This is a genomic window from Arthrobacter sp. LjRoot78 (assembly GCF_964254335.1).
Lineage (GTDB): Bacteria > Actinomycetota > Actinomycetes > Actinomycetales > Micrococcaceae > Arthrobacter.
This window is the reverse complement of record NZ_CAXUTG020000001.1, coordinates 4,100,235-4,122,220: the sequence shown is the minus strand read 5'-3', so window position 1 is coordinate 4,122,220 and position 21,986 is coordinate 4,100,235. Positions and strand designations below refer to the sequence as shown.

Here is a 21,986-nt window from a genome sequence, read left to right as displayed (position 1 = left end):
CAACGAGTCCTCCCGGGCTCAGGAAAGGAACACACGAATCATGGTTCACAAAGTAAAAGCCGTCATCGCCAAGGAAAAGAACGCTCCGGTCTCGGTGGAGACCATCCTGGTGCCGGATCCCGGCCCGGGCGAGGCGCTGGTGGACATCCTCACCTGCGGCGTTTGCCACACGGACCTGCACTACAAGCAGGGCGGAATCACCGACGATTTCCCCATCCTGCTGGGCCACGAGGCCACCGGTGTGGTCAGCGCCGTCGGACCGGACGTCACCGAAGTGGCCCCCGGCGACCGCGTGATCCTGAACTGGCGTGCTGTGTGCGGCGAATGCCGCGCCTGTGCCAAAGGCCAGCCGCAGTACTGCTTCAACACGCACAACGCAACGCAGAAGATGACGCTTGAGGACGGCACGGAGCTCTCGCCCGCGCTCGGCATCGGCGCCTTCGCGGAGAAGACGCTCGTCGCCGCCGGGCAGTGCACCAAGGTTGACGACGACGCCGATCCCGCCGCCGTCGGACTCCTCGGCTGCGGTGTGATGGCAGGAATTGGCGCCGCCATCAACACCGGCGAGGTCAAGCGCGGCGAATCCGTCGCCGTCATCGGCTGCGGCGGCGTGGGCATCGCGGCGATCGCCGGGGCAAAGCTGGCCGGTGCCACTACCATCATCGCGGTGGACATCGACGCCAACAAGGTGGAAATGGCCAAGTCCCTGGGCGCCACTCACGGCGTGGACTCCAGCAAGGAAGATCCCATCGAAGCCATCCGGGCACTCACGGGCGGCAACGGCGCCGACGTCGTGATTGAAGCCGTGGGCCGCCCCGAAACGTACAAGCAGGCCTTCTACGCGCGCGACCTCGCCGGCCGCGTGGTGCTGGTGGGTGTTCCGACGCCGGACATGAAGCTCGAGCTGCCGCTGCTGGACGTCTTTGGCCGCGGCGGTTCCCTGAAGTCCTCGTGGTACGGCGACTGCCTGCCCTCCCGTGACTTCCCCATGCTGGTTCAGCATTACAAGCTGGGAAACCTGGACCTGGACGCTTTCGTCACCGAACGCATCACCATCGACCAGGTGGAGGAGGCGTTCGCCAAGATGCACGAGGGCAAGGTGCTGCGGTCCGTGGTGGAAATCCACCCGGGCACTGAAACCGTCACCGCCGCTCAGACCGCCCCGGAAGCGGCGTCCGTATGAGCGTCACCATCGAGAACCTGGTCACCTCGGGCACGTTTTCGCTCGACGGCGGCACCTGGGACGTGGACAACAACGTCTGGATCGTGGGGAACGAGGACGAATGCGTGATCATCGACTCCCCGCACGACGCCGAAGCGATCATCAACCAGGTCCGCGGCCGTAAGGTCCTGGCCATCCTGCTGACGCACGCGCACAACGACCACATCGGTGCGGCGCGTGCCGTGGCAGAGGCCGTGGACGCACCGGTCTACCTCCACCCGGACGACCTGGTGCTGTGGGAGCAGGTCTATCCCGACGTCAAGCCGGACCGCTACCTCGCGGACGGCGACGTCTTCCAGGTGGGCGGGGCCACCCTGCGTGCCCTGCACACCCCGGGCCACTCGCCGGGCTCCACGTGCTTCCACCTCGAGGACGAAGGAACGGTGTTCACCGGGGACACGCTGTTCAACGGCGGCCCGGGTGCCACGGGCCGGTCCTACAGCGACTACCCCACCATCCTCGACTCCATCAGGCAGCGGCTGCTGACGTTGCCTGCCGGCACGGTGGTCCGCACCGGCCACGGGGACAGCACCACCATTGCGGCGGAGCGCGAGACGCTGGCCAAGGTAAGCCAGTGAAACCCCTCAAGTTCGGGCGGCAGCCCGCACCGGTCGAGGACATCAACGAGGACAACCTCGAAGTCCACGCACCAAAAAAGGAAGCTGCCGGCGTCAAGGCCGTGATGGTGGCGCTGGAGCGCGCCGTGGCGCAGGCCGGGGTGTCGCGTACGGCCCATTCGCTGTTGCGCTTGAACCAGCGCGGCGGCTTCGACTGCCCCGGCTGCGCCTGGCCGGAATCGGACAAGAAACGCAAGACGGCTGAATTCTGTGAGAACGGTGCCAAAGCGGTGGCCGAGGAGAACACCCTCAGGACAGTGGGCGCCGAGTTCTGGGCCAGGCATTCCATCGCCGAGCTGTCGGGCAAGACAGAGTACTGGCTGGGCAACCAGGGCAGGCTCAGCGAGCCGGTAGTGATCCGCGAAGGCGAAACCCACTATTCACCGATCTCCTGGGTGGAGGCCTTCGAACTGATCGGCGAGCACATCCGGGCCAGCACCCCGGACCGCTGCGTCTTCTACACCTCCGGGCGCACCGCGAATGAGACGGCATTCATGTACCAGCTGTTCGCGCGGGCACTGGGCACCAACAACCTGCCGGACTGCTCGAACATGTGCCACGAGTCCTCAGGTTCGGCGCTGAACCCGACCATCGGCATCGGCAAGGGCACCGTGTCGCTGGACGACATCCACGACTCGGAGCTCATCTTCGTGGTCGGCCAGAACCCGGGCACCAACCATCCCCGGATGCTCTCGGCGCTGAAGGAGTGCAAGGACAACGGCGGCAAGGTGGTGGCGGTGAACCCGCTGCCGGAGGCCGGCCTGTTCAACTTCAAAGACCCCCAGACCATCGCCGGGGTCGTCGGCGGCGGCACGCCCCTGGCCGACGAGTACCTCCAGATCAAGGTGGGCGGGGACCTTGCGCTGTTCCAGGCACTGGGCCACCTGCTCCTGCAGGAGGAAGAGCGGAACCCCGGCACCGTCGTCGACCGTTCCTTCATCGACGCGCAGACAGACGGCTTCGACGCGTACCGCGACGCCCGCCGGGAGCTGGACTGGGCGGAGACGGAGAAAGCGACAGGCCTGGCCCGGACGCAGATCGAGGACGTTGCCGGGATGCTGATCCGGTCCAAGGCCACGATCTTCTGCTGGGCCCTCGGCGTCACGCAGCAGCCCCACTCGGTGGACACCATCAAGGAAATGGTCAACGTCCTGCTCCTGCAGGGTAACTTCGGCAAGCCCGGCGCCGGAGCCTGCCCGGTCCGCGGACACTCCAACGTCCAGGGCGACCGGACCATGGGCATCTGGGAGAAACCCAAGGAGTGGCTGCTCGCAGCACTGGACAGCGAGTTCGGCATCCAGTCCCCGCGGCACCACGGGTACGACGCCGTCGAGTCGATGGAAGCCTTTGAACGCGACGAGGTGGACGTTTTCGTCTCCATGGGCGGCAACTTCTCCCTGGCCTGCTCCGACACGGAGACACTGGAAGCGGGCATGCAGCGGATCGGCCTGACCGTCCACATCTCCACCAAACCGAACAGGTCCCACGTGGTCCACGGCCGCACCTCCCTGATCCTGCCCACGCTGGGCCGGACCGACAAGGACGACAAGCACCCGGGAGGTGCGCAGTTCCTGTCCGTGGAGGACTCCATGTCCGTGGTGCACTCGACGCAGGGCAGGCTCCACCCGGTGTCCGAACACATGCTCGCCGAACCGGTGATCGTGGCACGGATGGCCGAGGCCACCTTCGGCGAAGGCCATTCCGTGGACTGGAAGGCCATGGCTGAGGACTACGACGTCATTCGGGACCACATCTCGCGGGTGCTGCCCGGCTTCGAAGACTTCAACGCCAGGGTCCGGACCAAAAACGGCTTCGTGCTGCCCAACCCGCCGCGTGACACCCGGTCCTTCAAGACGGACATCGGCCGCGGACGCTTCACGGTCAGCCCGCTGGAATACCTGACCCCGCCCGAGGGCCACCTGGTTCTCCAGACCATCCGCAGCCACGACCAGTACAACACCACGTTCTACGGCCTGGATGACCGGTACCGGGGAATTTCGGATGGCCGGCGCGTGATTCTGGTGCACCCGGAGGACTTGGCGGAACTCGGTTTAAAGGACCGCGACCTCGTGGACGTGGTCAGCACCTTCCGTGGCCACGACCGGCAGGCGGACAAGTTCCGCCTGGTGGCGTACCCGACGGCGAAGGGCTGCGCCGCGGCGTACTTCCCCGAGGCCAACGCCCTGGTCCACAAGGAGAACGTGGCCAGGGAATCCAACACCCCCGGTTTCAAGGCCATGTTCGTCCGCTTCGTGCCGCACCTGGCGGAAGGCGGAGCGCAGCTGACTGAAGGCCTGCCGGAAACTGCGGCGTTGGCTGGTCCGGCGGCGGCCAGCTAGGGCTGCTAGCTGCTTCCCAGCACCGCCCACCCGTAACCGGGCAGGCCCACGGCGTCGCGTTCCTGATGCTGGCGGGCCTGTCCGGCCAGCAGGGTGCCTGATCCTGCCGGCACGGGCAGGTCCGCCGGCGTGACGGAAAGGTTCAGCGCGACTGTCAGCGCACCGCCGTCGCGTGCACCGCCGTCGCCTGTACCGCCGTCGCCCCTGACTTGGTAGACGAGGTGCTCGTTGCTGAGAGTCAGCACAGTGGTGCGGGCGCGGTGCAGCCAGGCGTGCCGCCGTCGGAGGCTGATCAGTTCCTGGTGCAGGTGGTAAACGGGCCAGCCGGCCGCTGCCAGGTCCGCGGGGCCGGCGGGGAATGCCGGACGGACCGCGTCATCGCCGCCGGCGCGGTCCTCCTTGACGCCGCGGAAGGCCTGCTCGTCGCCGTAGTAGATGCTGGGCGTCCCGCCCACGGTCAGCAGGACGGTAAGTGCAAGGGCCAGCTGATCCGGGTTCTCCAGCTTGCTGGCCAGCCGGGTGACGTCGTGGTTGCCCACGAACGTGAGCGGCACAAAGCTGTCCAGGAACCCGTTGTGGCGCTCCAGGGCGGACGCGAGTTCGTAGAAGTTGGCATCGTTGAGGGAACTCCAGACGGCCTTCCACAACTCGTATTGGGTGACCGAGTCCAGGGTGCTCCGCTCCACCTCATCGGCGAAGTCGCCGTGGATGTACTCGCCCACGAAGTAGGCCTCCGGATAGTCGCGGCGCACCTCCGCCAGCACCGGTGCCCAGAACGACGCCGGCACGGCGTACGCTGCGTCAAGCCGCCACCCGTCCGCCCCGCGGCCCAGCCAGTGCTTCATCACGTCAGTGACCAGGGCGGCGACCCCGGGTTCGTCGTGGTTGAGGGCCACCAAGTGGTGGTGGCCCTCGAAATCGTCGTAGCCGGGCTCGGTCCCCGGCGTCCACCCGGAGTCCGGCCACTGCAGGCGGAACCATGAGGCGGCGGGAGCGTCGGGGCCTTCCGCGAGCACGCGTTGGAACGGCCCGAAGCTGCGGCCCACGTGGTTGAAGACGCCGTCGAGCAGGACCTTCAGTCCGCGGGCGTGGCACTGGGTAATGAGTTCGTCGAAGTCCGCGTCGTCACCCAGCCGGGGATCGATGCGGAAGTAGTCGGTGGTGTCGTAGCCGTGGGTTTCCGAGGCGAAGACCGGTCCCAACGCAAGGCCGGAAGCTCCCAGTTCCACGACGTAGTCGAGCCAGGGAACCAGCTGGCCCAGCCGGTGGACCACGGGCTGGGCCGCTGCTCCGCCCGCTGGGCCGGCGCCTATGTCGGCAGTAGGCTCCGCGCCGACAAATCCGATGGGATAGACCTGCCACCAGATAGCGTGTTGGACCCAGTCCGGCTCCGTCATGGCGATCCACCTTTCGTCGGTACCCCAACATACTCCGTCGCCCTCGTTCGGTGTCCCGGCAGGGTCTTGAGCAAATCCTTGCACAGCCTTGAGCCGACGCTGAGCCACCTTCGCCACACTCGAAGGAAGGGTCGAGTAAGAGTCAGTCGGCGCACTGGGGATGGTGAAGGTCCGCATGGAAAGAATTCAAAGCGGGGAGAAGCTGCTGGGCGAAGCCCTGGCGCGCGCCGCCATCCACCTGGTGCAGCAGGCGCCCGGCTACAAGAAACGGACCGTCCACTACCTGAAGCACGCCTGGAAGGTCTATGCCCTATCCAGGGCCCTGGCCAAGGCGCTCGAAGACTCCCGGGAGGCCTCCAGCTGGCCTGGCGACCGGCTCCAGGTGGGCACGCACATGTCCAGGAGGGTGGAACTGATCACCCGCCGCCTGAAGCGTGAAACCGACGTCTACGCAGCCGGCTAGGACTTCGGCCCCGCCAGCCCCAGCCGCCCCACCCCAGCCGCCCACCCCCGGCCGCCCACCCCAGCTGCCCCATCCCCAGCCGCCCAGCCCCGGCCGCCCGCCGTCGTGACCCTGTTTAACCGCGAACGACGGCGACACTCCGGACCTGCCGGTGTGTCGCCGTCGTTCTGGCGTAGTAGGGGGTCAGGACGGCGGTACGGTCGTCCTGACCCGTCGTCGAACTACCCGCGGAGCCGTTCCATGCCGGGATCGAACAGCGGTTCGGCCGTGACGGTTGCCGCGATGCGCCTGCCGAAGTATTCAACCTCCACGGGGTCGCCCTCGGAAACCGCGGCAGGCAGCCAGGCGTAGGCGAGGGGCTTGCGGATCGAGTAGCCGTAGGCGGCGCTGGTGACGTACCCGGCGGCCTCGCCGTTGACGTACACGGGCTCCTTGCCCAGGACCAGTGAGGTGCCGTCGTCCACGGTCAGGCACCGAAGCACCTTGTCGGGCTGCTGTTCCTTCAGTGCCGCCAGAGCCTCCGCCCCCACGAAGCCCGTCTTGTCCTTGGCCACTGAGAAGCCGAGGCCTGACTGGTAGGGGTGGTGCTCCGAGGTCATGTCCGTGCCCCACAGCCGGTAACCCTTCTCGAGCCGCATGCTGTTGAACGCGCCGCGCCCGGCCGCAATGATGCCGTGCTCCTGCCCCGCCTCGAACAGCAGGTCCCACAGCTTCAGCCCGTACTCGGCGGTGGTGTACAGCTCCCAGCCGAGCTCGCCCACGTAGGAGAGCCGCATGGCTGTGACGGGGATGCCACGGACCGAGATTTCCTTGGTGCGGAAGTACTTCAGGCCGTCGTTGGAGAGGTCGTCAGTGCTGAGCTTGCCGATCACTTCCCGGGCCAGCGGGCCCCACAGTCCGATGCAGCAGGTGCTGCCGGTGATGTCCGAGACGTGCACCCACTGGGCGGGATCCGCGGCGGACTGCTTGCGGGCTTCCACGCGGAGGTAGTCGAAGTCCACGTTGCTGTTCACACCGAGCTGGAACTGTTCCTCAGCGAGCCGGGCCACTGTCACGTCGCTGCGGATGCCGCCGTCGTGCTCCAGCAGCAGGCAGTAGGTGACGGCGCCGGGCTTCTTGGCGATGTTGCCCGTGCTGAGCCGGTGCAGCAGCGCCTGGGCGCCCGGTCCGTTGACGGCCAGCCGCTTCAGCGGCGTCATGTCGTACAGCGCGACGGCGGTGCGCGTCTTCCACGCTTCGGCCGCCGAAATGGGGGAGGAGAACATGGCTGCCCACTCGTCCCGTTCGGGCGCCTGCCATTCAGCCGGCAGTTCGGCCAGCAGCCCGCGGTTGGCTTCGAACCAGTGCGGGCGCTCCCAGCCGGCGGACTCCAGGAAGAATGCGCCCAGCTCCTTCTGCCGGACGTTGAACGGGCTGACGCGCAGGTCCCGCGGTGATTCCTTGGGCTGCAGCGGGTGCAGGACGTCGTAGATTTCCACGAAGTTCTGCTGGGAGGTTTCGCTGACGTACTCGTCGCTGGTCTGGACTTTCTCAAAGCGGGTGAGCTCGCAGCCGTGCAGGTCGGTGCGGGACCGGCCCTCGATCAGCAGCTCTGCCATGGCCTTGGCCACGCCGGCGGAGTGGGTGACCCAGACGGCCTCGGCCACGAAGAAGCCCTCGAGGTCGGGCGCCTCGCCCATGAGCGGGCCGCCATCGGGGGTGAAGGAGAAGATGCCGTTGAAGCCGTCCTGGATCTCGGAGTTGCGCAGCGCCGGCAGCAGGTCCTGGCTGTCCTCCCAGGCGGGCAGGAAGTCTTCCAGGGTGAAATCCAGGCGGGACGGCATGCGGTGGTCCGACATTTCCTCCGCGGAGACCTTCGGCAGGGCGGACATGTCCACCGGCATGGGACGGTGGGCGTAGCTGCCGATGCCGATGCGGTCTCCCCATTCGCGGTAGTAGAGGTCCCTGTCCTGGTAGCGCAGGATGGGCTTGCTGGCACCCTTGGGAAGCTCGTTGACGCCCTCAAGTTCGGGCAGCGGAGTGCTGATGGCGTACTGGTGGGCCAGCGGCAGCAGCGGGACTTCCAAGCCCACCATCTTGCCGAGTTCACGGCCCCAGAAACCTGCGCAGGACACCACGATGTCGGCCGGGATCAGCCCGTTCTCGGTTTCGACGCCGGTCACCTTGCCGCCCTCCTGGGCGATGCCGGTCACGGTGGTGGAGCCGAGGAAGGTCACGCCACGCTCGCTGGAGCGCTCGATCAGCAACTGCACCGCGCGGGCGGCCAGGGCCAGGCCGTCGGTGGGGATGAGCAGGCCGCCCAGGACTTCGCGGCCGCCAGTGAGCTTGCCGGTGTTCAGGAGGGGGTAGAACTTTTCGCATTCGTCGGCGTCGACGATCCGGCTTTCGACGCCCCAGGAGGTCATCACGCCCATCTTGCGCTTGAGGTCGGCGAGGCGCTCGGGGGTGGTTGCCAGCTCCAGGCCGCCAACCTGGTTGAAGCAGGACTCGCCGTCCTTGCTCAGGGCCAGCAGCTTGTTCACCGTGTAGGTGGCGAACTCGGTCATGGTCCGTGACGGGTTGTTCTGGAACACCAGGCCCGGCGCGTGCGAGGTGGAGCCGCCGGCAAGTTCCAGCGGACCCTGTTCCACCACCGTGATGTTGGTCCATCCGCGGGTGGCGAGTTCGTCGGCAAGGTTGGTTCCGACAATGCCGGCGCCGATAATGACAACGCGTGGTGATGCGCTCATGGTGTTGTTTCTCCTGTTTAGCTTTGCGGGCGTTGGCGTTAGCGGAAGACGACGGTGCGGGTGTTGTTGAGCAGGACCCGGTGCTGGCTGTGCCACCTAACTGCGCGGGACAGTGCCTGCGATTCGGCATCCCTGCCTACAGTGACCAGTGCGTTCGGGTCCAGGCTGTGGTCCACCCGGAACACTTCCTGCTCGATGATCGGTCCCTCGTCCAGGTCTGCGGTGACGTAGTGCGCGGTGGCTCCGATGAGCTTCACGCCGCGGTCATAGGCCTGGTGGTAGGGCTTGGCCCCCTTGAACCCGGGCAGGAAGGAATGGTGGATGTTGATGGCGCGGCCGCGGAGACTGGCGCACAGGTCGTTGGACAGGACCTGCATGTAGCGTGCCAGCACCACCAGGTCCGCGTTGTACTCGGCCACCAGTTCCAGCAGGCGCGCTTCCGCTTCGGGCTTGGTAGCGGCCGTCACCGGGACGTGGATGAACGGCAGGCCGGCGGCTTCCGCCATGGGGCGGAGGTCCTCGTGGTTGGACACCACGACGGCGATCTCCGCACCCAGGCTGCCGGCGCGCCAGCGGAAGATGAGGTCGTTGAGGCAGTGGCCGAACTTGGAAACCATCACCAGCAGGCGCTGGGGGCGGCCATCGTGGATGGCGAATTCCATGTCGAACTCATCGGCGACGGCGGCGAACTCCGCGCTGAGGCCTTCCGCGGAAATTTCCTTGTCTCCCGGAGTGAAGGCCGTGCGCAGGTAGAGCTTGCCGCTGATGTGGTCATCGAACTGCTGGTGTTCAACAATGTCGAAGCCGCGATCAGCGAGGAATGCTGTGATGGCCCGGACGATTCCGGGGCGCTCCGGGCACGCAAGGGTAAGGACATACTGTACGGTGTCAGTGCCGCGGACGCCGGCAACGTCGCCGGCCTCCACCGTCGCGTTACCGGTGGGGCGGCCTTCGAGGACTGTGGTCATGGTCTACTCCTAATTCTTTGCGGGGGCTTGGGTGTCAGCGGGGGAAGCCGCGCAGCGGCCGTCGTCCGGACAGCGCTGATCACATTGATGCTTGGTAACGAGATCGAACTGGACGCCGCCGTGCTGGTCCACGCCGCTGCGAATGGCGCGCTCCACTACGGAGTCCGCCAGTCGGCGCCGGAGGGACAGCGGATCCCGGCGCAGGTCCTTGACCAGGGCGAAGCACAGCAGCAGCATCACCAGCACGAACGGCAGGGCCGCCACGATGGTGATCCGCTGCAGGCCGGAGAGCGCCTCGGACGGTTCATCGCCGCCGGCCAGCATCATCACGGCGGCAACCGCGCCGGTGAGGAGGCCCCAGAAGATGACCAGTCCGCGCTTCGGGTCGGAGGATCCGTTGGAGCTCAGGGATGCCATGATGATCGATGCGGAATCGGCTCCGGTGATGAAGAAGATGGCCACCAGGACCATGGCGAGGACGATGACCGCCGCGGTCAGCCAGGCCGGCATGGACATGTTCTTCACCAGGTCGAACAGGGCTCCGTCAAAGTCGATGGACGGTGACCCGCTGGCCATGGACACGAGGCCGGCCGTGCCTGCCTTGTCCGCGTCCTCCTGGATCTTGAAGGCCGTTCCGCCGAAGATGCCAAACCAGATGACGCTGACGATGCTGGGTACCAGCAGGACGCCGGTGACGAACTGCCGGATGGTGCGGCCGCGGCTTATCCGGGCGATGAACATGCCCACGAAAGGCGTCCAGGACACCCACCAGGCCCAGTAGAAGATAGTCCAACCGGACATCCAGGTGCGCAGGGCCTCGTCACCGACGGCCTCGGTGCGGGAGGACATTTCGGCCAGGTCCCTGGCGTAGTCGCCCACCGCGGCGGGGATGAGGTTGAGGATGAACAGCGTTGGCCCCGCGATGAAGACGATGAGCGCCAGGACAACGGCCAGGACCATGTTGATGTTGGACAGCCACTGGATGCCGCGGCTGATGCCGGACACCGCCGAGGCCACGAAACACGCAGTCAGGATGGCAACGATGGCCACCAGGACGGGGGTGCCGATCTCGCCGATCCAGCCGTTCGACGTCAGGCCGCTGCCGATTTGGAGGGCACCGAGACCCAGGGAAGCCGCCGTGCCGAAGAGCGTGGCGAAGATCGCCAGGATGTTGATGAACTTGCCTACCGGCCCTTCCACCGTCCTGATGCCGAACAGCGACGTGAACGCCGCGGAGATCAGCTGCCGGCGGCCCAGGCGGTAGGTGCCGTAGGCCATGGCAATGCCGACGACGGCGTACATTGCCCAGGGGTGCAGGGTCCAGTGGAAGATGGAGGTTGCCATGGCGGTCTGGATGGCTGCCGGCGTCCGTCCGTCCACCGTTCCGGGCGGCGGGGAGATGTAGTGGTAGAGCGGCTCGGCCACGCCGTAGAACATCAGGCCGATGCCCATGCCGGCCGCGAACATCATGGCGATCCATGACACGGTCCGGAACTCGGGCTTCTCGCCGTCCTTGCCGAGGGGAATGTTGCCCCACTTGCCCAGGGCCAGCCAGAGCACAAAAACAACGAACAGCGAGGCTAGGACCATAAAGAGCCAGCCGGTGTACTCCATTACCCAGTCGAGGGCGGCTGTTGACGTGGCGGCCAGGCTGTCCCGGCCCAGGAAGCCCCACGCCACGAAGGCCAGGGCCAGGACCCCGGTGATGCCGAAGGTGGCCTTGTCGAGGGTGAGTTTGCGGTTCCGCCGCTCTGCCACAGCCTGCTCGGCTTTGGTCTGGCGGAGTTCCTGCATGATCTGTTCGGTGTTCTCGGCATCGTGTGAATCGTGTGAATCGTGGGAGGAAGGAGAGTTCTCGGGTGCAGGAACGAGCTTGGGCTCCTCCAGCTCAAGGGGGGGGTGGGCATCCGTGCGGATGTCGCTGTTCAAAGCCATGTCAAGTCCTTTGGTTTGGATTCTCGGTTTGACGCTGTACTCCGGCGTCCCCCAGCCGGGCGGAAGATCGGGTCTTCCTGGCATTCAGTAATCAAGGCCAGCTTTGCTTCCATCGCGGCGGCTGTTCCGCAAAGATCAACACGTCTCACGATAAGCAACAGAGTGGCCGGGATTACATTGCCATGTCAAGGCTTTTCTGAAGTCTTAAGCCCTATTTCAGGGTTCCGGCTGCGCCTTGACAGTGGGCCGGAACAGGGATTCAGGCATCGATCACCAGGTCCGTCTGCGCGATGGAGCAGCAGGGCAGGAACTTGCCTGCAGAGATTTCCCGCGCCCGGATCCCGCCCTGGTGGTTCATCTCGATCTCCCCTGAAAGCTTGACGACCTTGCAGGAGCCGCACATGCCTTCCTTGCAGTTCGCGCCGATCCTGACGCCGGCACGCTGTGCCACCTCGAGGATGCGCTCGGCGGGGTCGATCCGCACATTGATGCCGGTACGCATGAAGGACATGGTGAGGCTGCCTGTTCCCACCGTGTCGAAGCTCGAGGCATCAGGGGAACCGGCTTCCGGCTCCCCGACCGGGCTGTCGGCGGAGGGGTCGGAGCCGGGCGTGTCCGGGTCGACGATTTCCAGCGGCAGGCCCGAGGCCTGCAGAGTCCCGTCAGCGTCGTAGCCAGGCTCGTAGAGCCCGAACGCGGCGGGCTGGCCTTCAAAGTAGTCCTCGGCGGATTCAGCGATCTCCTCGGCGATCTCCTCCGCGACGTCGGCTGCAAGGGCCACCTCCGCCTGGTATTCAAGGAGCGTCTGGCGGTCTCCGGAGAAGAACTCCATATAGATGGAAGTGTCGTCCACACCGACCTTCTTGAGGAGCTCGGCGGCGGTGTTCAGGTAACCCTCAGGACCGCATGCGTACACCTGACGGCCGTTGGCGTCCGGAGCCACCTCCTCGAGCATGGCCGCCGTCAGTCTTCCGCTGAGTCCTTCCCACCCCTCCGGTACGCTGCGGTCGCCCAGGGAGTAGTAGACCTTGATGCGTGAGTCCACGGAGGCGATATAGGCCAGTTCCCGGTGGAAGGCAAAGCCTCCAGCATCCGAGCCGTGGTAGAGCACCACAACATCGGCGTGTCCGGGCAGGGAGTGGATGGTCCGCATCATGGACATGATGGGAGTGATGCCTGCGCCGGCGGCAAGCAAAAGATACCTTGCCCGGCGGTCGGCATCGGGCAGGTGGAATGCTCCCACCGGTCCCAGCATCTCAAGGACGGTGCCGGGTTTGACGTTCTCGTGCACCCACGGCGAGACCAGTCCCGTGGAGTCGCACTTGACGGTAATGCTGAAGGTCCACGGCTCGGTGGGCGAACTGGACAGCGAGTAGCTGCGGTCCACCGGTTCCTGGTCCTCGCCATTCACGGGAAATGCGACGTTCACGTACTGGCCGGCACGGAACGCCAGGGGCGCACCGTCGCAGCGGCGGAACACGAAGGTCATCATGGCGCCGGCCTCGGGAATAGTCTCGACGCATTCGGCCATGAACTCCTGCGGATGCCATGGGCCCAAAGCACGGGCTGCCCGGGCGGGTGTCTCAGTGCTTCCCATCACCCTGTTCCAGGGCATCTCAAGACCGCGAATACGCTGTGGTTCCTGGATTGCCGTTTCAGTGAGGAGTTCAATCACGCCAAGTGCTCCTGCACGCGCTGCACGTACCAGTTGATGAATGCCTCGACCTGGTATTCGCTCTTCATGTACGGACCGGGCTCGTAGGCGGGACTGCCGGCACCCTGCTGGCACAGCTCCACGAACGCCTTGTCCTGCAGGTTCGTCTGCTTCCAGGTGTAGGTGAGCTTCTCCAGGTCGTAGTCGACGCCTTCCACGGCGTCGTCAGCCACAAGCCAAGTGGTGCGTACCAGGCTCTGGTGTTCGTTGATGGGGAAGACGCCGAACGTGATGACATGGTCGCCGAGGAAATGGAACCAGCTGTTGGGCTGCAGGTGCATCGAGCAGCGGCCAAGGCGGAAGTCGCGCAAGTCACCGAGCAGCTTCTTTGAAAGCCTCCGACCGTCGGCAGAGAACGATTCGCCCTCTCCATCGAGTGATTCCCGCGAGATGCGGATTCCGGCGATGCGCGTGTCAAGCTGCTCGACCACCTCGTAGGGAAGGCCGTAGCGGCGGCACCGGTCCTCGAGGGAGGACTGGGCCTCCTTGTTCCGGTTCCACACTTCCTCAAGATGGGGCGGGATCAGGCCCTCCGTCAGACCCCAGGTGGGGAAGAGGGAGCAGGCGAGCTCCGGGTGGCCGTCGCAGTGGTAGCACTCACGGTTGTTCTCCATGACGAGCTTCCAGTTGCCCTCTTCGATGATGTTCTGCTGGTAGGCGATTTTTGTCTTCGAGAGATCGTGGGGCGCCAGGTAGGGTTCAAAAATCTTTGCGGTTTCGTCGAAGTCCGTCGGCGGTTCATCCGCAATGCAGACGAAGATAAGTCCGGCGACCTCGCGGCCCTGGGCGCGCTTGAGGCCGAAGCAGCTCTTGTCGAACTTCGTTTCACCCGGCGCGGAGGCATGGATCAAGTTGCCCTCCGGGGAGTAGGTCCAGGAGTGGTAGCCGCAGACCAGGTTTCCAGTTGAGCCGGCCGCTTCGGTGAGAACGCGGGCGCCGCGGTGGCGGCATACGTTGTGCAGGACGTTCACGGCTCCGTCGTCGTTGCGCAGCACTATCAGGGAGTAGGGCCCGTAGTCGACGGTGACGTAGTCGCCCGGCTCCGGCAGTTCGGCGGTGCTTGCGGCAAAGATCCAGTGCTGGCCAAAAATTGCCTCCATGTCGATCTTGAAGATCGAAGGATCGGTGTAGAAGGGGGCATCGAGGGAGTATCCGGTGCGCCGGAACTCAAACAATGCGGTAATTTCTGCCAGCTGCTCGGCAGGCAATGATGCAGCGAGTTTTCCGCGTGAATTGAGGGGCACGTTCACTGAAGCAGTCATGGGTTTCCTCCCGGGAGGCATGGGTAGTGGGTGTTGCGTGTTGATCACGGGTGCACGGGTGCTAACGGCGTGGTCGAAGAACTTGTAATCTGAGATTAGAGTCACGTCATCTGCAATAAAAGCGCAAGATTTTGAATATAACCATGCAGAATAGATGCATGATCGACCCGAGGCTTATCACACTCCGCGTGTTCGCCCGGTGCGGCACCATAGGCGCGACCGCGGAGCTCACGGGCTATTCTCCCTCTGCCGTCTCCGCGCAATTGCGGGAGCTCCAGCGCGTGCTTGGAATGCAGCTGCTGACGAAAGACGGCCGGGGCCTGCGGCTTACCGCCACGGGACGCTTTCTGGTGGCGGGCTCGGATCCCCTCATTGCCCAATGGGAGAACCTGCGCGCCGCAGCCATGGAGGCTGGCGACCAGGTGCAGTCCCACTTTGGCCTCGGCGGATTCTCATCTGCAGCCGCCCAGTTGCTCGCGCCGCTGGCCGCCACCCTGCGCTCAACACGCCCCCTGCTGGAGGTGCAGGTTCTTGAAGCTGAACCGGCCCGCTGCTTCGACTTGTTGATTGCGGAACGAATCGACCTTGCAGTCATCGTCGCCATGCAGTCCGACAGCTATGGTGAGGACGATCCGCGCTTCGAGCAGAGAGTTCTGCTCGACGATCCACTGGACGTGATCATTCCCGGTGACCATCCGCTGGCATCACGCCAGACAGCGACGCTTGAAGAGCTGGCATCGGAACCCTGGATTACGGAGGCCGCCGGTTCCACGTACCATTCCCTCTTCACCGCGGCGTTCACGGCAGTCGGGGTGACGCCGCGGATTGCCCATGAAGCCGTTGAATGGGAAACCCACATCGCGTTCGTGGGAGCGGGGCTGGGCGTCGGCCTGCTGCCCCGGCTGGCGCCTTTGCATGGTGCCGAAAACGTGGTTCGGTTACGCATCACCGGTCAGACGAAACCCACGCGCCGCATCGTCGCAGCGGTGCGCAGGGGCAGCATCGCCTCACCCCTGATCCAGGAGTCGCTCGGCATCCTGCAGTTCAACGCCAACCGGATTCTCACCGACCGGCTCAACGAGGACCTCTGAACGCTGCCGGCGTGGGGCGTGCTGGACCTGATGCCTTAGCGGCGGGTATAGCCCATTTTTGCGCTGATCTGCAGCCCTGCCTGCTTCAGCTCCGCGAGGAGCCCGGGTGCCGTTTCCGGATCAAAACGGAATGCCGGCCCGGAGATGCTCACGGCCCCGATCACAACACCCACATGGTTGTACACCGGCACGGACATCGAGTTGAGGCCGATTTCGAACTCTTCGCGGACCACGCCGTAGCCGTCGCGGGCGACGTCAAGGAGCTGGGTTTCCAGCTCCTTCCGGTTGGTGATGGTCCGGGGCGTGCGGGCCGGCAGGCCGGTCTCCTTCAGGATGCGGTCGCGTTCGTCCGCAGACAGCGCTGCGAGCAGCACTTTCCCGCTCGACGTCGCGTGGAGCGGGGTCAGGCTGCCCACCCAGTCGTATGTGGCGAGCGTGGAGGGGCCCATCGCCTGGTCCACGTTGACGGCGTAGTTTGAGCGCAGGACGGCCAGGTTCACCGTCTCCTTGAATTCCTCGGCCAGGCTTTCCAGCACGGACCGGGCTTCACGGACCAGGCTGAGCCGGCCCGGGATGGAGCTTGCCAGCCTGAGGATGCCGAAGCCCAGCTGGTATTTGCCCCGTTCGCTGTTCTGGTGGACCATCTCCCTGGCCACCAGTGAACCCATCAGCCGGGAGACGGTGGACTTGTGGATGCCCATCTCCTCGGCGATTTCGCTCACCCCGGCATGGCCGTCCCGGGCCAGGATCTCCAAAACCGCAAGGGCCCGGTCCACCGACTGGACGCCGCCGTGCTGGCCCGACTCCGCGTCGACGTCGGATTCGGGGTCGTTCTTCGAAGCCATGATCCATACTCTCAAGTAGTTTCTGCGGCTTGCTTACCCGCCACAATGCCGCCCAAAGCGACCTCTCGGTCAGTCGCACACTTTCGATCCTATGTCGTGGGGTGTGCGGGAGCAGGCATTGCGTTATGCGCGTGGACATCAGTCCAGGTCCAGCCGCATCAGTACGCGGGGAAAGCCGTTGACCACGGACTCGGTGTCTGCGGCCTTGGTGAAGCCGGCCCCTTCGAAGAGCTTGCGCGTGCCGACGTAGGCCATGGTGAGGTCAACCTTCCTGCCCTGGTTATCGACGGGATAGCCTTCGATGGCCTGCGCGCCGTGGCTGCGGGCGAAGTCGACGGCACCCTGCAGCAGGTGATACGAGATTCCCTTGCCGCGGTGCCCGGGCCGCACCCGGATGCACCACACCGACCACACATCAAGGTCGTCAACATGGGGGATCTTGCGGTTGCGGGCGAAGCTGGTGTCGGCGCGCGGATGGACAGCGGCCCAGCCCACCACCTCGTCGCCGTCGTACGCGAGCACCCCGGGAGGCGGTTCCTGCCGGACCAGTTCCCTCACGAATTCTCCGCGTTCCGGGCCGCGCAACTCCAGGTTCTCTTTGGAGGGAATGCGGTAGCTCAGGCACCAGCACACGGTCGCGTCGGGCCGTTTGGGCCCCACCATTGCTTTCACGTCCTCGAAGCGGGTGGCCGGACAAACTTCGATTGCCATGGTGCGGAGTCCTATCTGCCGATTTTCGATCCCATTGTGCGGCCCTGGCCTAACGCAGGCCGTTGCTGTGCGCCATCGCGATCGCCTCCGTGCGGGAGGACGCGCCCACCTTCCGGTAGATGTTCCGGAGGTGGAACTTCACGGTGTTCTCGCTGATGTGCAGCTTCGCGGCGATGGCCCGGTTCCGCTGGCCGGCTGCCAGCAGCTGGAGGACGTCGAGTTCGCGTTCACCCAGCTTCCAGTCCGAAACGTCTGCCAGCTGCCGGGCGGGCGGATCGAGGGGGAGTGAGACGGCGACGTCGGCGCCCCAGCCAGTCATCACGTCCACCGACATGCTCCCGTACAGGGCTTCGACGCGCTGGGCGAGGCGGGCCATGTTCGGTGCGTCCGTGGACAGTTCGCCGGGACCGTCGTCGCGGACATTGACCAGGAGGTTCTCGCCGTCGCAATCCCACTGCGTCCGGATCCGTCGGACTCCCTGCTGGTCCACCATGGCAAGCACCAGCCCGCGGACGATCGCCCGGGCCGCATGGGCAACCTCGCCAGGTAAGGCGCGGCCGTTGACGGGAGGCTCGATGAACTGGACGTCGATGCCGCTGAAGTTCATCAGCGGTTTCAGGTCCTCACGGAGTCGCTGGAACGCAGTGGCGACGGGTTCTTCCACGAGGTCGGTGGTGCGGTCGTTCAGTGTGCGGAGTCCCACGAGCGCCTTGGCGGCGACGTCGGTGGCGGACCTCCGCGCTGCATCGTCGCTCAGTGCGGGCGACCGCAGCGCCGCGAGGAGCGTCTCGAGGGTGGTGGAGTGGTGGTCCACCAGCTCCGCAGTCACCCTGACCCGCTCGGCGGAAGCGGCTCGGGATTCGATCAAGTACGACGGCGGTGCGTCGGCCACCTTTTCCCGGATCCGCTCGGACGCCATCGCCCAGAAGTAGCGGAGCATGCGCCCTGCCGCTTCGCGTGCGGCGGTGTCCGCCGTGTGTGCAGTTCCTGCAGGATGCTGCGGATCGGCGAGGACCAGCAGGGCATTGCTCGGTGAAGACAAGGCAAGGACCGGGCGCACCGCGCCGCCGAGCACGGCTTCGCCCTGCCACGCATCGCCTGTGCCTGACTCGCCTGCGAGCGACGTCCGGATGTGGTCGAGTTCGGCGATGGACACGCGGCTGATGATCGACTCGTCGCCGGCTTTCTTCTGCGGCCGGCCCGTGCAGTCCTCGGTGAAGATAACCAGGGCGCTGCAGCCCAGGTACGGCAGGGTGGCCTCCCGCAGCCGCTGGGCGATGCCGGCCAGCGGAGCAGTGGACAGGGCGGTAACAGCTTCGAGCAGGGCGATATCGGGGGCATCCACCCGCCCAGTTTACGGACTCTTTCAGAGCATGCCTATCCCTTTGGGTAGGCAAGACTGTCCGATCATGGCGTTGGACCCGCCCGACAGGCGGGCGAGGATGAAGGGGTAGCAACTTTCGTGAAGGGGGAACCAACTGATGAGCGTCATCGCAGCAACCGACCCGGCCCTGGCCAACGCGAGTCTGGCCGACACGTCCTTGGCCGATGCCTCCCGGGCCTTTGGCCGCAACCGGGATCTTGTCCAGGGCGAAATCTGCGAGGTGTTCCACCGCGTGGACCCGGCCCAGGTGGCGGCGCTCGTCACGGAGCTCCGGCTGGCTGACAGGATCTTCGTTACCGGCGCCGGCCGCAGCGGCCTTGTCCTGAAAATGGCCGCCATGAGGCTCATGCACCTGGGGCGGGCAGTTCATGTGGTGGGTGAGACCACGGCCCCCGCCATCAGCGCGGGAGACGTGCTGCTCGCCGCCTCCGGCTCAGGCACTACGTCCAGTGTCGTGAAAGCGGCACAGACCGCAGCTGCCCAGGGTGCGCGGGTGGCCGTCTACACCACCAACCCGGGTTCTCCGCTCGCGGAGGCGGCCTCTGCCGTCGTCGTAATTCCGGCCGCCCAAAAGACGGACCACGGTTCGGCTGTGTCCCGGCAGTATTCGGGCAGCCTCTTCGAACAGGTGCTGTTCACCACCACGGAAGCGGTGTTCCAAAGCCTCTGGGATGAAGAAGCCATCGCACCGGAGGATCTGTGGCTTCGCCACGCAAACCTCGAATAGCCGCACCGAACCAAGTCAGCCAAACCCCTCAACAAGCAAGGAATATACACATGAAACTGCAAGTCGCCATGGACGTCCTGACCGTCGAAGCCGCCCTCGAACTCGCCGGCAAGGTTGCCGAATACGTCGACATCATCGAGCTGGGCACCCCGCTGGTGAAGAACGCCGGCTTGTCAGCGGTGACCGCCATCAAGACCGCCCACCCGGACAAGATCGTGTTCGCGGACCTGAAGACCATGGACGCTGGCGAGCTGGAGGCCGAGATCGCCTTCAGCGCCGGTGCGGACCTGGTGTCCGTCCTCGGCGGCGCCGACGATTCCACCATCGCCGGTTCGGTCAAGGCAGCGAAGGCCCACAACAAGGGCGTTGTTGTTGACCTGATCGGCGTTGCGGACAAAGTAACCCGCGCCAAGGAGGCCCGCGCCCTGGGAGCCAAGTTCATCGAGTTCCACGCAGGCCTCGACGAGCAGGCCAAGCCGGGCTACAACCTCGACGTCCTCCTGAGCGCCGGGGAGGAAGCACGCGTGCCCTTCTCCGTGGCCGGGGGAGTTAACCTCTCCACCATCAACGCCGTGCAGCGTGCGGGTGCCGATGTCGCCGTCGTCGGCGGTTCCATCTACAGCGCGGACGATCCCGCGCTCGCCGCCAAGGAGCTGCGCGCGGCGATTATCTAACGAGTATTCCGCGCGCTTTTCGGTGCCTCGCAAGGGCAGGATTCGAGTAGTGCGGGCCGTTCCGTCCGGGCCGCGGCCATGCCACACTTGGTGGACTATCGATTGACTGGGGGGATCCACGTCAGGAGATTGATATGCGATCATCGATGCCCGCCAAGTGTTCACGCCGCAGGTTGGCGGTGAACAAGCCATGATGATCGGCTGGGCCTACCTCATGGCCGCAATCATGACCGTTGACTCGCTCCTGCTGGGGCTGCTGCTGATGAACGTCCGGTGGCCAAAGAGCTGGAAAAGAAACGGCTGACCCCCCACGTTCTGGCAGCCATGACAGATGATTGACCTACAGGCCTGCATTCACAGCATGCCGACAGGATCCGAACAGCGGTGCCTTATGTTGGCCCTGCATCTTTGAGTGAAGGACGGTGCAAACCGGCCGTTCTTCCCCAAAGAGCCGTTCACAACGGCGGATCGAGGAGACATCAGATGTCACGCACGAAGAGAATAACCCTTGGCCTTACGGCCGGGGCACTGGCGCTCGGCGCCGGCCTGGGAGTCACCGGAATGGCGTCGGCTGCCGAAACCCCAACGCCGAGCGCCACGGCGTCGGCGGTGAGCACGGCGTCCACCGACGGTTCCGCGGCCACTGACAGCGGGAAGCGGGGCGGCCACAAGGGAGGGGACCGCGGCCAGCTGGCTGCTGACCTTGCCACGAAGCTTGGCGTCGAGGAAGCCAAGGTGACCGAGGCGATCCAGGCCTTCCGGGACGCCAACAAGCCCACCGCGGCGGCGGACGGCACAGCGCCGGCCGAAGGCACCAGACCGGACCGCTCCGCCATGGATGCGGCGATGGCCAAGTCCCTGGCGGAGTCGCTCGGCGTCGAGGAATCCAAGGTCACCGCGGCACTGGAGGAAATCCGCGCGGCCGGCCAGGCCGAACGCGCAGCCGCCCTCAAGACCCGGCTGGACACCGCAGTCACCGACGGCAAGCTGACCCAGGCCGAGGCGGACGCCGTCACGAAGGCCGTGGAAGCCGGGGTGATCGGCGGCGGCGGTCGGTAGGGCTACCAGCGCCCACTGGACGCTCTCTCACTTCCTGCCGCTTTAGGCGAAACGCTCTCTCACTTTCTTGAAGAAAGTGAGAGAGCGTCTCGGGTTTTATGGCGAAAGGTGAGAGAGCGTTTCGTTTTTAATCGCAGGAAGTGAGAGAGCGTTTCGTCTTTTTGTCGCGGGAGCTGCCTAGAGCACCTTGCGGATGGTCTCTTCGAAGCTCGTGACGTGGTGCAGGGCCAGCTCGCCCGCTTTGTCGGCGTCGCCGGCGGCCACGGCCTTGAGCAGCTCGACGTGTTCGGTGACGTGGCCGCTCACCGAGGGCACCTTGTCCAGGACCAGGCACCAGATGCGGGTGGCCAGGTTGTCGTAGCGGATCAGGGTGTCTTCCAGGTGCGGGTTGGCTGCCGCCTTGTAGATCAGCCGGTGCACGGTCAGGTCGTAGCGCATGAGGTCGCGGGACTCGCTGGGATTCGGATCCAGCCCGGCAATGGTGTCGGCGACGTGCAGCAGCTCGCGGCGCATGGCGGCGTTTGCCCGGGTGGCCGCGCTGCGTGCAGCCAGGGGCTCCAGCAGCTCCCGGACCTCGGAGACGTCGGCCAGTTCGGTGAAGTCCACGTTGGTGGCGAACGTTCCCCGGCGCGGATAGGACACCACCAGGTGGTCCACTTCCAGACGCTTGATCGCCTCGCGCACGGGGGTGCGGCCAAACCCGAGCTCGGCCGCCAGCTGTCCGTCATTGATGGGTTCGCCCGGCCGGATCTCCAGCATGATCAGCTTGTCGCGCAGCTGCCGGTAGGCGGCCTCCGCCTGGGACAGGACTTCGTCCTCGGCGGGTGGCAGGGCAGGAAGTGCATTCAA

Annotated in this window: 19 protein-coding genes; 9 read left to right on the top strand and 10 right to left on the bottom strand. The window is 65.5% G+C overall.

The features are described 5' to 3' along the window. The first annotated feature begins 40 nt into the window (after positions 1 to 40). The 3 genes from ACSQ1X_RS19140 to ACSQ1X_RS19130 are packed head-to-tail and all read left to right on the top strand — an operon-like array spanning position 41 to position 4,178. Positions 41 to 1,183, top strand: coding sequence for an S-(hydroxymethyl)mycothiol dehydrogenase (locus tag ACSQ1X_RS19140; RefSeq protein ID WP_055802595.1), 1,143 nt, complete (start codon positions 41 to 43; stop codon positions 1,181 to 1,183). Further along, complete coding sequence (locus tag ACSQ1X_RS19135; RefSeq protein WP_055802593.1) at positions 1,180 to 1,800, top strand: MBL fold metallo-hydrolase; 621 nt, start codon at positions 1,180 to 1,182, stop codon at positions 1,798 to 1,800. Before ACSQ1X_RS19140 ends, ACSQ1X_RS19135 begins: the two co-directional genes overlap by 4 nt. Next, entirely contained in the window at positions 1,797 to 4,178 is a 2,382-nt protein-coding gene (locus ACSQ1X_RS19130) for an FdhF/YdeP family oxidoreductase (RefSeq protein ID WP_436058864.1), read from the top strand. The genes ACSQ1X_RS19135 and ACSQ1X_RS19130 overlap by 4 nt, the downstream gene beginning before the upstream one ends. 5 nt (positions 4,179 to 4,183) lie before the next feature. Here ACSQ1X_RS19130 and ACSQ1X_RS19125 read toward each other — a convergent pair whose 3' ends face one another. Then, positions 4,184 to 5,575: an alpha-amylase family protein gene (locus ACSQ1X_RS19125; protein ID WP_436058863.1), complete on the bottom strand. Its 1,392-nt coding sequence runs from the start codon at positions 5,573 to 5,575 to the stop codon at positions 4,184 to 4,186. A gap of 175 nt (positions 5,576 to 5,750) precedes the next feature. On the opposite strand from ACSQ1X_RS19125, the gene ACSQ1X_RS19120 reads away from it, so the two are divergent. Further along, positions 5,751 to 6,038: a hypothetical protein gene (locus ACSQ1X_RS19120; RefSeq protein ID WP_436058862.1), complete on the top strand. Its 288-nt coding sequence runs from the start codon at positions 5,751 to 5,753 to the stop codon at positions 6,036 to 6,038. 221 nt (positions 6,039 to 6,259) lie between these two features. On the opposite strand, the gene ACSQ1X_RS19115 is transcribed toward ACSQ1X_RS19120, so the two are convergent. The 5 genes from ACSQ1X_RS19115 to ACSQ1X_RS19095 form a co-directional block, all read right to left on the bottom strand. Next, the gene (locus ACSQ1X_RS19115) at positions 6,260 to 8,767 is read right to left on the bottom strand and encodes a GcvT family protein (protein ID WP_436058861.1); all 2,508 of its coding nucleotides are present in this window, start codon (positions 8,765 to 8,767) and stop codon (positions 6,260 to 6,262) included. A gap of 38 nt (positions 8,768 to 8,805) precedes the next feature. Beyond that, the gene (gene purU, locus ACSQ1X_RS19110; RefSeq protein ID WP_436058860.1) at positions 8,806 to 9,735 is read right to left on the bottom strand and encodes a formyltetrahydrofolate deformylase; all 930 of its coding nucleotides are present in this window, start codon (positions 9,733 to 9,735) and stop codon (positions 8,806 to 8,808) included. Between the two features lie 9 nt (positions 9,736 to 9,744). Continuing rightward, complete coding sequence (locus tag ACSQ1X_RS19105; RefSeq protein ID WP_436058859.1) at positions 9,745 to 11,670, bottom strand: BCCT family transporter; 1,926 nt, start codon at positions 11,668 to 11,670, stop codon at positions 9,745 to 9,747. Positions 11,671 to 11,929: 259 nt separating this feature from the next. After that, positions 11,930 to 13,345, bottom strand: a complete 1,416-nt coding sequence (locus ACSQ1X_RS19100; protein WP_436058858.1) for a ferredoxin reductase — start codon at positions 13,343 to 13,345, stop codon at positions 11,930 to 11,932. Continuing rightward, on the bottom strand, positions 13,342 to 14,646 hold the full coding sequence (locus ACSQ1X_RS19095) for an aromatic ring-hydroxylating oxygenase subunit alpha (RefSeq protein ID WP_436058857.1): 1,305 nt from the start codon (positions 14,644 to 14,646) through the stop codon (positions 13,342 to 13,344). Before ACSQ1X_RS19095 ends, ACSQ1X_RS19100 begins: the two co-directional genes overlap by 4 nt. A 158-nt stretch (positions 14,647 to 14,804) precedes the next feature. On the opposite strand from ACSQ1X_RS19095, the gene ACSQ1X_RS19090 reads away from it, so the two are divergent. After that, positions 14,805 to 15,737 carry a LysR family transcriptional regulator gene (locus ACSQ1X_RS19090; RefSeq protein ID WP_055802580.1) on the top strand — a complete coding sequence of 311 codons (933 nt, stop codon included), beginning with the start codon at positions 14,805 to 14,807 and terminating at the stop codon, positions 15,735 to 15,737. Positions 15,738 to 15,772: 35 nt separating this feature from the next. On the opposite strand, the gene ACSQ1X_RS19085 is transcribed toward ACSQ1X_RS19090, so the two are convergent. From ACSQ1X_RS19085 to ACSQ1X_RS19075, 3 genes are all read right to left on the bottom strand, one after another. Then, entirely contained in the window at positions 15,773 to 16,582 is an 810-nt protein-coding gene (locus ACSQ1X_RS19085) for an IclR family transcriptional regulator (RefSeq protein WP_436058856.1), read from the bottom strand. Positions 16,583 to 16,720: 138 nt separating this feature from the next. Beyond that, the gene (locus ACSQ1X_RS19080; RefSeq protein WP_436058855.1) at positions 16,721 to 17,293 is read right to left on the bottom strand and encodes a GNAT family N-acetyltransferase; all 573 of its coding nucleotides are present in this window, start codon (positions 17,291 to 17,293) and stop codon (positions 16,721 to 16,723) included. Between the two features lie 49 nt (positions 17,294 to 17,342). Continuing rightward, positions 17,343 to 18,638 (bottom strand): LuxR C-terminal-related transcriptional regulator, encoded by a 1,296-nt coding sequence (locus ACSQ1X_RS19075; protein ID WP_436058854.1) that lies wholly within the window; start codon positions 18,636 to 18,638, stop codon positions 17,343 to 17,345. 136 nt (positions 18,639 to 18,774) lie between these two features. Here ACSQ1X_RS19075 and hxlB point away from each other — a divergent pair, with 136 nt between their 5' ends. The 4 genes from hxlB to ACSQ1X_RS19055 all read left to right on the top strand — a co-directional run bounded on the left by hxlB (position 18,775) and on the right by ACSQ1X_RS19055 (position 21,137). After that, positions 18,775 to 19,404 carry a 6-phospho-3-hexuloisomerase gene (gene hxlB, locus ACSQ1X_RS19070; protein WP_436058853.1) on the top strand — a complete coding sequence of 210 codons (630 nt, stop codon included), beginning with the start codon at positions 18,775 to 18,777 and terminating at the stop codon, positions 19,402 to 19,404. A 50-nt stretch (positions 19,405 to 19,454) separates the two neighbouring features. Beyond that, positions 19,455 to 20,078: a 3-hexulose-6-phosphate synthase gene (gene hxlA / locus ACSQ1X_RS19065; protein WP_436058852.1), complete on the top strand. Its 624-nt coding sequence runs from the start codon at positions 19,455 to 19,457 to the stop codon at positions 20,076 to 20,078. Between the two features lie 157 nt (positions 20,079 to 20,235). Continuing rightward, positions 20,236 to 20,382, top strand: coding sequence for a hypothetical protein (locus ACSQ1X_RS19060; RefSeq protein ID WP_156372403.1), 147 nt, complete (start codon positions 20,236 to 20,238; stop codon positions 20,380 to 20,382). A gap of 179 nt (positions 20,383 to 20,561) precedes the next feature. Then, the gene (locus ACSQ1X_RS19055) at positions 20,562 to 21,137 is read left to right on the top strand and encodes a hypothetical protein (RefSeq protein WP_436058851.1); all 576 of its coding nucleotides are present in this window, start codon (positions 20,562 to 20,564) and stop codon (positions 21,135 to 21,137) included. A 177-nt stretch (positions 21,138 to 21,314) separates the two neighbouring features. Here the strand turns inward: ACSQ1X_RS19055 and ACSQ1X_RS19050 are convergent, their stop codons facing one another. Continuing rightward, a complete protein-coding gene (locus tag ACSQ1X_RS19050; protein ID WP_055798219.1) occupies positions 21,315 to 21,986 on the bottom strand; it encodes a GntR family transcriptional regulator in 672 nt (223 codons plus the stop codon).

Bases quoted from the DNA above. Each gene is read 5' to 3' on its own strand.
- ACSQ1X_RS19140 (WP_055802595.1), top strand. From the start codon at position 41: ATGGTTCACAAAGTAAAAGCCGTCATCGCCAAGGAAAAGAACGCTCCG.
- ACSQ1X_RS19135 (WP_055802593.1), top strand. From the start codon at position 1,180: ATGAGCGTCACCATCGAGAACCTGGTCACCTCGGGCACGTTTTCGCTC.
- ACSQ1X_RS19125 (WP_436058863.1), bottom strand. From the start codon at position 5,575: ATGACGGAGCCGGACTGGGTCCAACACGCTATCTGGTGGCAGGTCTAT.
- ACSQ1X_RS19120 (WP_436058862.1), top strand. From the start codon at position 5,751: ATGGAAAGAATTCAAAGCGGGGAGAAGCTGCTGGGCGAAGCCCTGGCG.
- ACSQ1X_RS19115 (WP_436058861.1), bottom strand. From the start codon at position 8,767: ATGAGCGCATCACCACGCGTTGTCATTATCGGCGCCGGCATTGTCGGA.
- purU (WP_436058860.1), bottom strand. From the start codon at position 9,735: ATGACCACAGTCCTCGAAGGCCGCCCCACCGGTAACGCGACGGTGGAG.
- ACSQ1X_RS19105 (WP_436058859.1), bottom strand. From the start codon at position 11,670: ATGGCTTTGAACAGCGACATCCGCACGGATGCCCACCCCCCCCTTGAG.
- ACSQ1X_RS19095 (WP_436058857.1), bottom strand. From the start codon at position 14,646: ATGACTGCTTCAGTGAACGTGCCCCTCAATTCACGCGGAAAACTCGCT.
- ACSQ1X_RS19090 (WP_055802580.1), top strand. From the start codon at position 14,805: ATGATCGACCCGAGGCTTATCACACTCCGCGTGTTCGCCCGGTGCGGC.
- ACSQ1X_RS19085 (WP_436058856.1), bottom strand. From the start codon at position 16,582: ATGGCTTCGAAGAACGACCCCGAATCCGACGTCGACGCGGAGTCGGGC.
- ACSQ1X_RS19080 (WP_436058855.1), bottom strand. From the start codon at position 17,293: ATGGCAATCGAAGTTTGTCCGGCCACCCGCTTCGAGGACGTGAAAGCA.
- hxlB (WP_436058853.1), top strand. From the start codon at position 18,775: ATGAGCGTCATCGCAGCAACCGACCCGGCCCTGGCCAACGCGAGTCTG.
- hxlA (WP_436058852.1), top strand. From the start codon at position 19,455: ATGAAACTGCAAGTCGCCATGGACGTCCTGACCGTCGAAGCCGCCCTC.
- ACSQ1X_RS19055 (WP_436058851.1), top strand. From the start codon at position 20,562: ATGTCACGCACGAAGAGAATAACCCTTGGCCTTACGGCCGGGGCACTG.